The sequence below is a fragment of the Streptomyces diastaticus subsp. diastaticus genome (assembly GCF_011170125.1).
Lineage (GTDB): Bacteria > Actinomycetota > Actinomycetes > Streptomycetales > Streptomycetaceae > Streptomyces > Streptomyces diastaticus.
The window spans coordinates 129,249-142,759 of record NZ_BLLN01000005.1; the positions used below are offsets into that span (position 1 = coordinate 129,249).

Sequence of the window (13,511 nt, forward strand, 5' to 3'; positions counted from 1 at the left end):
GGGCACGTGTCCAGCCAGCGCGGCGACGGGGCGGCAATCGTGCATCGAGCGCCTTGACCAGTAGGATTGTCGCCGGAACGACGCCGACGGGACGGCCCGGACGGAGACGACACGCGCGGGGACGGCCCCGCAGAAGAGGCCCTTTCCTCCCGTGCTCAGAACATCCTCGCTCCGCTCCGTCCTGACCCCGATCGCAGCTGCGCGCATCGTGCTCGGCTGGGTCGCCTTTCTCACTCTGACCCTGGCCGAGCCCGTTCTGGGCGGTCACCTGTCGACCTTCGTGCTGTTCGCGGTGCTCGCCGCGATCGTGTCGGTCATCATCGTCTGCGCCTTCGGCGTCGTCACCGAGGCCGAGCATCTCGCCCGGCGCCTCGGAGACCCCTACGGCACCCTCGTCCTCACGTTGTCGATCGTGCTCATCGAGGTCATCCTCATCTCCGCGGTCATGCTCGGCCCGGGCGATCACGCGACCGTCGCCCGTGATTCCGTCATGGCCGCGACGATGATCGTGCTCACCCTCGTCGTCGGAGCGGCCCTTCTGATCGGCGGCCTGCGCCACAGCGATCTGCGGGTCAACCCGACGGGGATCTCCGCCTACCTCTCGATGCTGGTCGTCCTCGTCGCCGTCGCGTTCGCGTTCCCCGCCGTCATCGGCACCGACGGCGCCTACACGAGGGGCCAGGAAGTGCCGATCCTCGTCCTCACTGTCGTGCTGTACGGGTTCTTCCTCCACCGACAGACCGGAGCACAGAGCGCGGACTTCCAGGAGGTCACAGGCACGGAGCCCGGCGACCCGACGGATGGGAGCGAGCAGTCGGGCATCGGTGCGGTTCTGCGCGAGCACCGTGCCGAGATCGTGGCCCGGATCATGGTTCTGCTGGTCACGGTGGCGCCCATCGTCCTGCTCTCCCATGACATGGCGACGTTCCTCGACGACGGGCTCGACCGGCTCGGCGCGCCGCTCGCCCTCTCAGGCGTCCTCATCGCTCTCATCGTGTTCCTCCCGGAGGGCATCACCACGGTCCGAGCCGCCTGGACGGGAGAGACACAGCGGGTGAGCAACCTCGCCCACGGTGCGCTCGTCTCCTGCGTCGGGCTCACGCTCCCGGTGGTGCTCGCCATCGGACTGCTCACCGACCAGACCGTGATCCTCGCCGAGAGCCCGGCGAACCTCTTGCTGCTCGGCGTGAGCCTGCTCTTGAGCCTCACGACGTTCAGCGCCAGGCGCGTCACCGCCATCCATGGCGCGGCCCACTTGTTCGTGTTCGTCCTCTACGGCATCAGCGTGTTCTCATGACGGCCCCGACGCGGCCGCGTCGACACTGAGCCGACGACGTGGCCTCCACCGGGGGGAACCGGTCGACGTCTGTGGGCCTGTCATCCACGGCCTCGTCGACGACGCACGCGGGCGGCAGTCACGGTCAGGCATCGCCCGGCGCGGTGGTGGTGCGGACCGGTCGCGAGTTCGGCCTCGCTCCGCGGGACGCCGCTTTCCCGGACTCACGAGATCAGGGCGTAGGCCGGCGGCGCTGGCGCGGCCTCACGTCCTCGCCGCTGCTGTATGCAGACAGACGTGCACCTCGTGCGGGCCCTAGGATCGTCCGTACAGCTAGGAGTGTCGACAACGAGCGTTGTCGACACCGAGGGGTATTGATCACGGCGAAGGCATCCGGGGTGGTGGAGGTGTCTGGGCTCCACACCGCGCACGAAGGTCTTCTGCCCCGTATCGCCCGGTTGACCGTTCACGGCAGGCCTCCGTCCTTCCTCATCGGTCAGCCCGCGCACCGTGAAGGCTCGGCCACCGCACGCCCAGCAGTCGGCTCCGACGTCGCCGCCCCTCCGACCGTGCCGGCCACCGACCCGGCGGGCCTGTGCGGTCACAGCACTGGCGGGCCGTCCTCCTCCGGAACGGCCCGTCGGCCCGCTGGAGCCGGGCGAGGCGGGCCCGGGCAGCCAGGCAGGGCTGGCCGGCACCGCACCCACCGAACGTCCGGAAATGATCGGCACGCAGAGCTGGCCCACGGTCCGCCCCTACGCCGTCGGCGTGCAGCGGACACAGGTCAGGCCGGCTCGCGCAGGAGTTGTTCCAGGCTGCCGAGGAGGCGCAGGGCGTCCGCGCGACGGGACGGGGGGAGGTCTGCCGGAGGATCGGGGGAGACCACGCGCAGGGCCGTGGCCGCCTGGCGGGCGAAGAGGGCCAGCAGGTCGAGCTCGGGGAGGCCGGAGCGGGCCTGCGGGGACGGGTCCAGGACCTCCAGGACGCCCAGCACCCGGCCGTCGCTGACCAGGGGTGCGGCCATCAGGGCGTCGGGCACGTACTCGGTGGACTCGGCGACCGAGCGGTCGAAGGAACGGTTGGCGGTGAGGTCGTCGACGACGACCGGTTCCCCCGAGGTGGCGACCCAGCCGGCGATGCCGCTGCCCGCCGGGAACCTGTTGCCGACCAGGAACTCCTCGCCCTCGCCGGAGACGGCCGCGAAGACGAGTTCGTCGCGTTCCTCGTCGAGGAGGAGGACGGAGCCCGCCGCCGCGCCGAAGATGGCGCGGGCCACCTCGACGACGGACTGGAGGAGTTCACGGCGCCGGGCGTCGCCGGCGGCGCCGGGAAGCGGGACCGGGGCGGTGACGGGGTCAGTTCTCGGAGTCATCGGATGCCTCTCCTGCCGGAAGGTGGTGCCGCGGCCCGAGCGTCACGTTGGCCGCGGACAGATAGAGGGCGCTCTTGAGCTGGAAGGGCGTCATCCTCGGACGGGCCGAGAGCAGACGCGCGCTGAGACCGGTGATGTACGGGGTGGCGAAGCTGTTGCCGGTGGTGCGGATGGTGGCGCCGCCCAGCCAGGGAACGGTCACGTTCTGGCCGGGGGCGAAGAACTCGACCGGCGGGGACGGGTTGTAGAGGTGGAGTGCGGGGTCGTCCTCCTGGTGGCTGCCGACGGAGAGCACCGAGGCGAACCGCCAGGGGAAGCTCTCCACCGGCGTGTTGTGGGCGGAGGCGACGAGCACCGTCCGGGCGAAGTAGGCGCGGTCGGCCAGTTCGTGCAGTTGGTGGGCGAACCGGGTCCGGGTGGTGGAGAGGCTGAGGTTGATCAGGTCGAACCCCTGGTCGACGGCCCACCGCAACCCCGCCAGGAGCACGTCCCCGGTGCCGGAGAACCGCTCGCCGAGCACCCGGACGCTGGTGATCTCGCACTCCGGCGCGGTGCGGCGGATGATGCCGGCGCAGGCGGTGCCGTGGCCGCAGGTGTCGCCGGTGGTGGTGGGAAGCACCTCGGCCTCACCGGTGGCCCCGTCCTTGACAACCACCCAGGAGCCGGCGAGTGGCCCGACCAGCGGGTGGTCCCGCTCCACGCCGGAGTCGACGACGCAGACCCGCACGCCGCGCCCGGTCCCCTCGGCGGGGCCGTCCGGCGCGGCGGGGTCGGCGACGACGGGCAGGTCGTCGGGGCCCCGGCCGCGCAGGCTCCAGGTCAGCGCGGTCCCGGGCGGTGCCCCGGTGGTGGTCGTCCCCATGGGTCAACTCGCCTTCTCGGTCGTGGTCGTACCGGCCTGGACGCCGTCGGGCCCGCCCAGCAGGGCTCGGGCGGCCCGCGCCCCTGGCAGGTGGCCCTTGTCGCTGAAGTGCTCCTCGGCGCGGCGGGCCTCCGCCTCGGCCCCCTCGTGCGCGCCGAGCGAGGCAAGGACCCGGGCCCGGTCGAGGGCGGCCGTCGCCCGCAGCGGGAGCGAGTCGGTCAGCGCGGCGGTGGCCACGGCCTCGTCGGCGGCGGCCAGAGCCCTCTCGCCCCGCCCGTAGGTGGCGGCCAGCCGGGCCCGCAGCCCGGCGAGGTCGACGGTGTCGGCGCGGGAGAGCGCGTCGGCCCGGACGGCCGGCGTGAGTCGTTCGGCCGCCTCGTGAACGCGCCCCTCGTCCAGCAGCAGCCGCCCGGTCTCCAGCGCGATGGCGACCCGCATCCCGCCCGCGCCCAGGCGTTCCGCCTCGGCATCGGCGTCGGCGAGCAGCCGCAAGGCCTCGACGCGCCGCCCGGCCAGGGTGGTGACGGTGGCCCGGAAGACCGGGAGGAAGACGCCGGCCTCGGCGTAGGCGAGTTCGGCGGCGAGCCGGGCCGCCTCGGCGAGGGCGGCGTGTGCCTCGCCGGGCCGGTCGTCCAGGGCGAGGAGGACGGCGAGCGGGCAGTTGAGGGTGACGCCGACGGTGGGCCGGCCGTCGCCGTGAGCGGCGAGCAGGGCCCGGCAGCGGTGGATCGCGGCGGCGACGGGTTCGGGCCCGCGCCACAGTGAGACGCCGACGGCTCCCAGGGCCGCCGCCCGCTCGGGCTCCGCGCCCGCGGCGACCGCCTGGTCCAGGACACGGACCAGTTCGCGGTCGGCCTCCTCGTGGCGTCCGGTGGCCTGGCGTTGCTGTCCGAGACGGAGCCGGGCGCGGGCCTGGCCGATCCGGTCACCGGCCGCCTCGAAGACGGGCAGCACGGCGCGGGCGACCGACGCGAGCGCGGCCCCGGGGTCCTGGACGGCGAGGGCGAGGCGGGCGTGGGCGGCCTCGACCGGTACGGTTCCGTCCGCGGCCACCCGGCGCAGCAGGGCGGTGCCCTCCTCGGTCCGGCCGAGCGCGACGCGTACCTCGCCGAGGCGGCGCAGGGCCGTGACCGCTCCGGGCGCGTCGGGCTCGGCCAGTTCGACGGAGCGGCCCAGCAGGCTGTCGGCCCAGGTGAGGTCGGAGCGGGCCACGGCCTGGGCGCCGGCCCGGCCGAGCGCGGTGGCGGCCCGGGCGCGCAGCCGGGCGGTCCGGTCGTCGACGAGGCCGAGCGCGGTCCGCAGGCGGCAGGCACGCTCCAGGTGACCACCGACGGCGGCGTCCCCGGCCTGGGTGACGCTCGGCAGCCGGGCGGCCTGTTCGTGGCGTTCCGCCTTGGTCCGCTTGGAGAGGGAGGCGTACGCCACCTCCTGGACGAGGCCGCCGGCGAAGCGGTACGGGCTGCGGGGTCCGGTGCCCACCGGCTCGACCAGGCGGCGCCGCCGGAGGCGCTGGAGCACCGGCAGGACGGTGGGCGGTTCGTCGCCGTCCGGCGGGGCCGCCGTGCCCGGGGCGGTGGCCGCGAGGCGGGCCAGTTCGGCGGGGTCGAATTCGCGGCCGACGACGCAGGCGATGTCGAGGACGAAGCGTTCGGCCGGGTCGAGGGCGCCGATCCGGGCGCCGAGGAGGGCCTGGAGGGTCGGTGGCAGCTCGTCGTCGGAGAGCGCCGGTGTGCCGGCGTCGGCGGGCAGCAGGAGTTGTTCCAGGTAGAGCGGGTTCCCCTCGGCCCGCTCCAGCAGCCGGGCGGCGACCGGGGTGCGCGGCGCACCGATCAGGTCGGCGGCGAGGCGGGCCGCTTCCGCGCGGTCCAGCCCTTCCAGGCGCAGCGGGATCGCGGTGGCGGGCGGGGCGGCGCCACCGGGCCGACCGGCGCAGACGAGCAGTACGGGTGCGTCCCCGAGCCGGATGTGCAGGAGTTCGACGGCGCGTACCAGGGGTGGCGGGGCCCAGTGCCAGTCGTCGAGCACCAGGACCGGGCGGCAGGTGCGGGCGGTGCGGGCGAGGACCGTGGCGAGGGCCGCGCACATCTCCTCCAGGGGCACGTTGGGTGTGCCGTCGTCCAGCAGTCCGGCGGCGAGGACGCCGAGGGCGATGTCGTCCTGGTGGCCGTCGGCGGAGCGTGGTGCCTCGGCCAGGACGGTGCGCACCGCGTCGGCGAGCGGGGCGAGAGAGCCGTGGTCGCCGTAGCCTCGGCAGCGTCCGGCCCCGTGCACGAGGTGGCCGGGGCCGGTGGCGCGGGTGCGCCACTCCCGGAGCAGCCGGGTCTTGCCGGTGCCCGCTTCGCCTGCCAGGTGCAGCAGCCTGGTGCCGCGCCGGGCCGCGTGTGCCTCCTCGGCCAGGCGGGCGAGTTCGGTGCGGCGCCCGACGAAGGCGATGTCGAAGCGGCGCAGCAGTTCGGGGTCGTCGGCACCGAGGGCGAGGAGCCGGTAGGCGGGGACGCGGTCGGTCTTGCCCTTGAGGGCCAGCGGGCCGGCCTCCTCGACGGCGACGGTGGGACCGGCGGCGCTCAGCGTCTGCGGGCCGATCAGGATCTCCCCCGGACCGGCGTTCTGCTCCAGCCGGGCGGCCACGTTGACCGTCTCGCCGGAGACCAGCGCCTGCCGGGCGGTGGCGTCGGAACCGGCCACCACCTGGCCGGTGTTGACGCCGATCCGGATGCCGATGCGCAGGCCGAGGGTCCGCTCCAGTTCGGCGTTGAAGCGCTTCAGCGCCTCACGGATGCCGAGGGCGGCGGCAAGCGCCCGGCGGGCGTCGTCCTCGTGGACGTGCGGGACGCCGAAGACCGCCATGACGGCGTCGCCGATGAACTTCTCCGGTGTCCCTCCGCGCGCCTCGATCTCCGCGCTCATCAGCCCGAACCAGCGCAGGGTGAGGGTGCGCAGCGTCTCCGGGTCGAGGGCGCCGGAGAGCGCGGTGGAGCCGACCATGTCGCAGAAGAGCACGGTCACCGGCTTGCGTTTGTCCTCGGGCAGCGGGAGGCCGGGGACGGCCGGTACGGGCCGTCCTGCGCCGGGGGCGGCGGGCGTCCCGCAGGCCGGGCAGAACCGGGCGTCCGCGGGGAGCCCCTGGTGGCACGCGGAGCAGGTCATCTCTCGGGGTCCTTCCTGGCGGGGCGACGTCGGGCGGGCGGCGCCGGTGCGCCGGTCCCGGCCCGTGGGTGCGGGCCGGGACCGGCGGGGCGTCAGAACAGGGCGCCGCCGGCGATCTCGCCGTGCGCCTGCACCTCCGGGCCGACGGCGTCGAGTCGTTCCTTGATGTCGAGCAGGACGGCCAGTTCCTCCGGTTCCAGGCCGGTCAGGACCTCGCGTTGCTCCTCGGTGAGCAGGTCGACCGCGAACCCCGCCTCGTGCAGCCGGGTCAGCAGATCGGGTCGCTGGGGTGGTGTCATCCGGGACCTCCCGTCGGTGTGGGCCGTCCGGTCTCCCGCAGCGGCACGGCGGCCGGTGCGCGGCGCCCGAGCCGGACGAAGATACGGGTGAGCGCGTCCACGGTGTGCAGGGCGCTGACGGCGAGGAGCGCCTCGTCCCGCCCGGTCAGCGGCAGGGAGTCCAGGAGGGCGTACACGTCGTCGACGTGGCCCGCGTCGAGGTGCGCGTGGGCCCGGACGGTACGGAACGCCGCCTCGGGCAGGCAGGTGCGCCGGGCCAGCACGGCGCCCAGGCGCGCGGCCGGCGCGTGCCCCTCCAGGACGGCGATGTAGCCGATGAGGGCAAGCGGGTGGTGGTGCTCGGTCCAGTAGTGCTGGGCGCCGGTGAGCGCGGCGACGTCCGGCGGGGGGACGGCCCGGAGCACGGCCTTGGTGTCCACCCCGGCGGCGGCCAGGTCCTCCAGCAACCAGGCGTCGTGGCCGGTCTCCTCCAGGACGTGGGCCCGCAGGTACCGGGCGAGGGGGGCGGCGAGCGGGTCGGCACCACAGCGGGCGGCCCGGTCCGCGAGGTCGGCGGCCCGCTCCATCAGCGGCACGGACGCCCTGATCACCTGGTGCATCGTCACGAGGTAGGCCAGGTAACGGTCCCGTGGGCGGTCGGCCTGCCACAGGGCGGCGGTGGCGCCGTGCGGCCCCGCCTCGACCAGGGAGAGTTTGGCCCGCAGGCGGCCCGAGGCCGAGCCGCCGCTCACCGTACGGTCCCTGGTTCGCCGGGTCCGGGCCGCTCCACCCAGGCGGCGTACGCGGCGCAGCCGTGGGCGCGGACCAGGGCGGTGGGGCCGTGGGCGCGACGGGACCGCCCGACGGTGAGGTCCAGGAGTGCGCCGGTCGCCCCGGACGCGGTCCGTTCGGCTGCGGCGACGGCGCCGGGGAGCGCGGAGAGCTGGCGGCAGGCGTCGCAGTAGGAGGCGGCCCGGGGCGCGTCGGGGGCGTGGCGGGCTCTGAGGTGGAGGGGGCCGACGGTGCGGACCGTCCGCAACAGGGGTGAGTCGAGGGCGCGGGCGCGGACAGTGGCCCAGCTGTCCTCGGCGATGTGGCCGAGGCGCAGGTGCGGCGGTACGGGGCGGCGGTCGACGGTGTGCTGGTTGCAGCAGGCCAGCACGGTCCCGTCGAAGGCGACCACCGGCCAGGCGGCCATCGCGCAGGGCGCGGGGGCGGCCCCGTCGTCCCCGCCGACGGGGCGGGCCGGCCGTGCCCAGGTGGCGGCCCGGCCGAAGGCCCTGATCTCGTTGACCAGGACGGGCAGGGTGCCGCCGAACTCGCGCTCGACGGCGGCGGTGGCATCGGCCAGGTAGGGGTCGTCGGGTCCGGTGCCCGTCAGGTGGAGGCTGACGCGGGTACCGGTGGCGCTCAGGGCGCGCAGGGCGGCGAAGACGGCCGTGCGGGGCACTTCGCGTTCGTGGTGGAGGTCGAGGCTGGCGGAGAAGTGGTCGACGGCGGCGGCGGCGCGCAGCACGGCCCTGGGGACGCTCCGGGCACGGGCGAAGAACATGCCGCTGAGGACGGCGGTGCGCGTCCCCCTCTCCTTCGCCGAGGCGGCGAGTTCGCGCACCAGGCCGGGCATGAGCAGGGGTTCGCCGCCGGTCAGCATCATCACTTCGGGGCGGTCGCGGGCGGTGAACGAGGCGACGAAACGCCTCAGGTCGCCGGGGTGGGGCCGCTCGTCGGCGTCCGGACCCGAGGCGGTGGAGCAGTGGGCGCAGCTCAGCGGGCAGCGGCGGGTGAGCGTGACGAGCACGCCGGCCGCCGGTTCGGGCCGTAGGCCGATGATCTCCGCGAGTCGCATACGTCGCTCCTTCCGCCGCCCGCGCGGCGGGTGCCGCGGCGGGCAGGGTCCGCGCGGCTGCCCGCGCGGGCCGGCCGCGCGCCGCCCCTCGGACCGGGACCGCGCGGGCGTCACCCGTGCCGATGGAGGTTCGCGTGGCGGGGTTGGCGAACGGTCCAGGAGCGGTTGCCGAACGGTATGGCCCGAGGCCCGCGGCCCCGTGGGGCCCGGGACGGGCGGCGTCCGGGCTCCCGCCGGGGACGGGGAAGCCCCCGCGGGCTGGGGGTTAAGCGATGCCATACCGGTGGCGGGGCGTTAGTGAGGACGGGCTTCCTAACGTTCTGGTCATCGGCAGGCCGACGGCACGCCGAAGCCGGTGAGGCGGTTCCCGCTCCCCCGGCGCATCCGATGCGGCACCCCACGAGTGGACGGAGACCACCATGTCCGAGAAGACCAACCCCGAGACCCCCGAGACCGTCGAGTCCCCCGAGGTCGAGGCGCACAGCGCGTCGGTCCTGGACCTGCAGGGCACCACCTCGGTGGACCAGGAGCACATCGCCGACGGCAACTGCATCAGCGTCCTCAGCGTGGTCGAGAACCAGAAGTGACGTCCGGGCCGGGCGCCCGCCACCGCGTGGCGCCCGGCCGGCCGGATGGGGCGGCTCCGTACACACGGAGACCGCCCCGCCGGACGTCACGGGCTCTCCACGGGGCGCCCGCCGCGTTCCCCGTGAGCCTTCGCGACCCCGTCCTGACCTCACCCGACCCCACGGGAGCCGATCCATGACCGAGCCCGAGCGCGCGGTCGCGCTGCGCGCCAACCGAGACTTCCGGCTGCTCTGGCTGAGCGGCCTCTTCGCCGTGATCGGCACGCAGATGACGGCGCTCGCCCTGCCGTTGCTGGTGCTGCGCGAGACCGGCTCGGCCGTGCAGGCCGGCGCGATCGGGACGGTCTCCGTCGCCTCCCTGCTGGTGACGATGCTGCCCGGCGGCGTGGTCGCGGACCGGGTGGAGCGGCGCCGGCTGATGCGGCTCTGCGACCTCGGCAGCCTCACCGTGGTGACGGCGCTGGTCGTCGCGGTGTGGAACGGGCACGCCCCGCTCGCCCTGGTCCTGCTGGTCGCGGCGGCCGGCGCGGTGATCACCAGTCTCTACGGCCCCGCCGCGTTCGGACTGATGCGCGCCGTCGTGCCGAAGGACCAGATGGGGGCGGCGACGGCCCGGCTCCAGGCCCGCACCGCCACCGCCCGGCTGGTGGGCCCGCTGATCGGCGGGGCGCTGTTCGGCGTCCACCCCGTGCTGCCGTTCCTCGCGGAGGCGGTCGGTCTGGCGCTCTCCACCCTGTGCGTGGCCCTGGTCCGCACCCGCTCGCGCCCGGCGGCCCGTCCCGGGCGCGCCTTCAGCCGTCGCGAGCTGACGGCCGGTCTGGCCTTCCTGTGGCGGTTGCCCTACCTGCGGACGGTGCTGCTGGTCTTCGGCCTGGGGATGAACTTCGGTTTCGGGGCGATGAGTTTCACCGCCCTGTCGGTCTTCTCCGACAGCGGCCGGTCGGGGGTGGGCGGCGGCCTGGTCGTGGCCTGCACCTCGGCCGGCGCGCTGGCGGGGGCGCTGCTGGCCCCCCGGCTGCGGCCGGAGCGGCGTACCGCGCTGCTCGTCCCGGCCACCTGCTGGCTGTGCGTGGCGACGGCCGGCGCGCTGGCGGTGGTACGGGTGCCCCTGGTGGCCGGGGTGCTGGTGATGGCCTGCATGTTCCTGTCCACGGTGGCCAGCATCGGCTTCCTGTCCACGCTGCTGGTGGTGACCCCGGACGACCGGGTGGGCCGGGTGCAGAGTTCGGCCGGGTTCCTCTCCTCACTGGTGCAGCCGTTCGGGCCGCTGGCGGGCGGAGCGCTGCTCGGCGCCCTCGGCCCGGCCGGCGCCTTCACCGCGATCGGCACGGTACTCGCGGTCTCGGCCGCCGTGGTGACCTTCGCCCCCTCGGCTCGCGCGGTCCCCCCGCACGAGGGGACGGCCGAGGACGAGGGGACGCCCGGGAAACCGGCCCCGCCCCCGGCCGCCGGAGGGGACGGCCCCGGCACCGGCAGGACGGACCCCGCGGCCGCCGCTCCCCCGCACTGACCCGACCCGCTCCCCTCCCCGGCAGAAAGGCGGCGGACCGTGCCCGGCCTCCACCAGAACCAGCTCTACTCGCTCGCCGACCCGACGTACTACGAGACGCCCGCCCGGCTCCCCGACGAGGGGACCAGGTTCGCGCTGGACCAGCAGGCGGCTCCCCCCGGGTGGGGCAAGGGGCGCTCGGGGCTGTGGACCTCGCTGCGGCCCGACGGGGCGCCCCTCACCGAGCAGGGGTGGAAGGTCCACGTCTCCACGATCCCTGAGGAGGCGGCCTCGACGCTGCGGGAGACCGTGCGGATCTGCCTGCGCCACGGGGTGCCGGTCAAGTTCCTGCGCAGCCGCCAGGCGCTCGCCCTGATGTCCGACAAGTACATGGCGCGCGGCAGCAGCGGCAAGTTCGTCACCGCCTATCCGCCCGACGAGCCCGCCTTCCTGCGGCTGGTGGCCGAGCTGTCGGCGGCGCTCGACGGCCGCCGCGGCCCCTACATCCTCAGCGACCTGCGGATCGGCGACGCCCCCGTCTACGTCCGGTACGGCTCCTTCACCGACCGCTGGTGCCGGGCGGCGGACGGCAGCACGGTCCCGGCGCTGCGCGCCCCGGACGGGCGGCTGGTCCCCGACGAGCGCGACGTGGTCTTCCGGGTGCCGCCGTGGGTGACCGTGCCGCCGGAGCTGGGCCCGCACCTGGCGGCCCGCGCGGCGGCCCGGGACGACGGCTTCCCCTACGTGGTCGAGCGCGCCCTCCAGTTCTCCAACGCGGGCGGCATCTACCTCGCCCGGCACCGCCGGAGCGGCGAGCGGGTCGTCCTGCGTGAGGCCCGCCCGCACTGCGGCCTGGACTCGGCGGGCGACGACGCGGTCACCCGTCTGCACCGCGAGCACCGGGCCCTGCGACGGCTGGACGGACTGGAGTGCGTGCCACGGGTGCACGGGGTGCGAACCGTCTGGGAGCACCACTTCCTGGTCGAGGAGCACGTCGAGGGGCGCACCCTCTTCGAGGAGATCGTCGCCCGGTACGCCCTGGTCCGCGGGGAACGCTCCGACGCCGAACTCGCCGCCTACCGCGCCTGGGTGGACGAGGTGACGGACCGGCTGGCGTCGGCCTTGGCCGCCGTCCACGCCCGCGGCCTGCGCTTCGGCGACCTGCACCCCGCCAACATCGTGCTGCGCCCCGACGGCCGCCTGGTCCTCATCGACTTCGAGTACGCGACGGAGCTGGAGGACCCGAGCCCCTTCGCGGGCGCCTTCGGTATGCAGGCTCCGGCGGGCACCGCGGGCCCGGAGGCCGACGCGTACGCCCTGTGGTCGACGTGGCTGCACATGCTGATGCCGCTCACCGAGATGGCGGGCCACGACCGCCGCAAGGCCCTGGTCCTGGAGCGCTGGGCCCGCGACCGCTACCGGCTCGGCCCGGACGCGGGACCTCCGCGCCCGGCACCGCTCACCTCGGCCATGGACCGGACCGACCCGGTGGAGCGGCTCCTGACGGGTCCTGAGCCGGACTGGGACCGGCTGCGCGCCATGCTGGTGGCCGGGGTACGTGCCGCCGCCACGCCCGAGCGCCTCGACCGGCTCTTCCCGGGCGGGCCCGACGGGTTCGCCTCCGGCGGCGTGTGTGCGGCGCACGGAGCGGCCGGAGTGCTGCACGCCCTGCGTCATGTCGGCGCCGAGGTGCCCGGGGAGTGGGTGCGCTGGCTCGCCGATGCGTCTCTGCGGCGCCCGCCGGAGCGCGCGGGCGGGCTCCTGGACGGCCTGCCCGGTGCGGCGGCGGTGCTCGCCGCGTCCGGGGAGGGCGACGCGGCGGCGGAACTGCTGGAGCGGGCCTCGGCCGCGCCCCTGCCGACGGGAGCGGACCTCGCGACGGGCCGCGCCGGGCGGGCCCTGGCGGCCCTGCGGGTCACACGGGCGGCCGGAGGGCCGGGCGCTTGTCCGCCGCCCGAGGTCTTCCGCACCGCGAGCGACCTGGCGCGACTGGCGCGCGGCGAGACGGTGCCGGGGCTGACCGCGCCGCCCTCCGCCGGCCTGCTCCGCGGCCTCTCCGGCGCCGCCCTGCTCCACCTGGAGCTGTACGAGCTGACGGGTGAGCGCCACCTGCTGGACGCCGCGCGGGACGTACTGCACCGGGAGGCCGGGCACTGCGTACGGATGCCGGGTGGTTCGGTCCAGGTCAAGGACGGCCGCCGCCACCTGCTCTACCTGGACCAGGGCAGCGGCGGCTTCGCCCTGGTGGCCCGCGCCTATCTGGAACACCGCGAGGATGCCCTGCTGTCGGCGCTGCTGCCCGGCGTACGCCAGGGGTGCGTCCTGGAGTTCGTCCGCGAGCCGGGTCTGTTCACCGGCCGCGCCGGGCTGACCGCGACGGCGCACGCCCTGGACGCGGCGTCCGGCGACGGCTCTGCCCGCACGGCACCGGCGCCCGACGTCCTGGCGTCGGTGCGCAACCTGACCTGGCACCTCGTCCAGGACGGCGACCACCTCCTGGTCCCCGGCGCGGGTCTGCGCCGGTTCTCCACCGACCTGGCGACCGGTTCGGCGGGGCTCCTGCTCGCCCTCCACACCCTGGCCGCCCGTCACGGCGCCCCGGGCGCGCCCACGGGGCCGAGGGCACTGCTGTCCCTGCTCACTCTGGGGTGACG

10 protein-coding genes are annotated in these 13,511 nt (G+C 75.4%); 4 read left to right on the top strand and 6 right to left on the bottom strand.

Features of this window, described 5'->3' with window-relative positions; all coding sequences use genetic code 11:
- Positions 1 to 151: 151 nt before the first annotated feature.
- Positions 152 to 1,297: a calcium:cation antiporter gene (locus Sdia_RS18435; RefSeq protein WP_189500264.1), complete on the top strand. Its 1,146-nt coding sequence runs from the start codon at positions 152 to 154 to the stop codon at positions 1,295 to 1,297.
- A gap of 763 nt (positions 1,298 to 2,060) precedes the next feature.
- Here the strand turns inward: Sdia_RS18435 and Sdia_RS18440 are convergent.
- The 6 genes from Sdia_RS18440 to Sdia_RS18465 form a co-directional block, all read right to left on the bottom strand.
- Positions 2,061 to 2,648, bottom strand: a complete 588-nt coding sequence (locus tag Sdia_RS18440; protein ID WP_100454255.1) for a GAF domain-containing protein — start codon at positions 2,646 to 2,648, stop codon at positions 2,061 to 2,063.
- The gene (locus Sdia_RS18445; protein ID WP_100454252.1) at positions 2,632 to 3,510 is read right to left on the bottom strand and encodes a S8 family peptidase; all 879 of its coding nucleotides are present in this window, start codon (positions 3,508 to 3,510) and stop codon (positions 2,632 to 2,634) included. Before Sdia_RS18445 ends, Sdia_RS18440 begins: the two co-directional genes overlap by 17 nt.
- A 3-nt stretch (positions 3,511 to 3,513) precedes the next feature.
- A complete protein-coding gene (locus Sdia_RS18450) occupies positions 3,514 to 6,657 on the bottom strand; it encodes an adenylate/guanylate cyclase domain-containing protein (protein WP_189500263.1) in 3,144 nt (1,047 codons plus the stop codon).
- 92 nt (positions 6,658 to 6,749) lie between these two features.
- Entirely contained in the window at positions 6,750 to 6,956 is a 207-nt protein-coding gene (locus tag Sdia_RS18455) for an aroma-sacti cluster domain-containing protein (RefSeq protein WP_100454247.1), read from the bottom strand.
- A complete protein-coding gene (locus Sdia_RS18460; protein WP_189500262.1) occupies positions 6,953 to 7,687 on the bottom strand; it encodes an iron-containing redox enzyme family protein in 735 nt (244 codons plus the stop codon). Before Sdia_RS18460 ends, Sdia_RS18455 begins: the two co-directional genes overlap by 4 nt.
- Positions 7,684 to 8,781, bottom strand: a complete 1,098-nt coding sequence (locus Sdia_RS18465; RefSeq protein WP_189500261.1) for a radical SAM protein — start codon at positions 8,779 to 8,781, stop codon at positions 7,684 to 7,686. Before Sdia_RS18465 ends, Sdia_RS18460 begins: the two co-directional genes overlap by 4 nt.
- Positions 8,782 to 9,200: 419 nt before the next feature.
- Between Sdia_RS18465 and Sdia_RS18470 the strand changes: the two genes are divergently transcribed.
- The 3 genes from Sdia_RS18470 to lanKC all read left to right on the top strand — a co-directional run bounded on the left by Sdia_RS18470 (position 9,201) and on the right by lanKC (position 13,509).
- On the top strand, positions 9,201 to 9,368 hold the full coding sequence (locus Sdia_RS18470) for a hypothetical protein (RefSeq protein WP_162911630.1): 168 nt from the start codon (positions 9,201 to 9,203) through the stop codon (positions 9,366 to 9,368).
- Between the two features lie 175 nt (positions 9,369 to 9,543).
- Entirely contained in the window at positions 9,544 to 10,878 is a 1,335-nt protein-coding gene (locus Sdia_RS18475) for an MFS transporter (RefSeq protein ID WP_185393656.1), read from the top strand.
- A gap of 39 nt (positions 10,879 to 10,917) precedes the next feature.
- Positions 10,918 to 13,509, top strand: a complete 2,592-nt coding sequence (lanKC, locus tag Sdia_RS18480; RefSeq protein ID WP_189500260.1) for a class III lanthionine synthetase LanKC — start codon at positions 10,918 to 10,920, stop codon at positions 13,507 to 13,509.
- Positions 13,510 to 13,511: the final 2 nt, after the last annotated feature.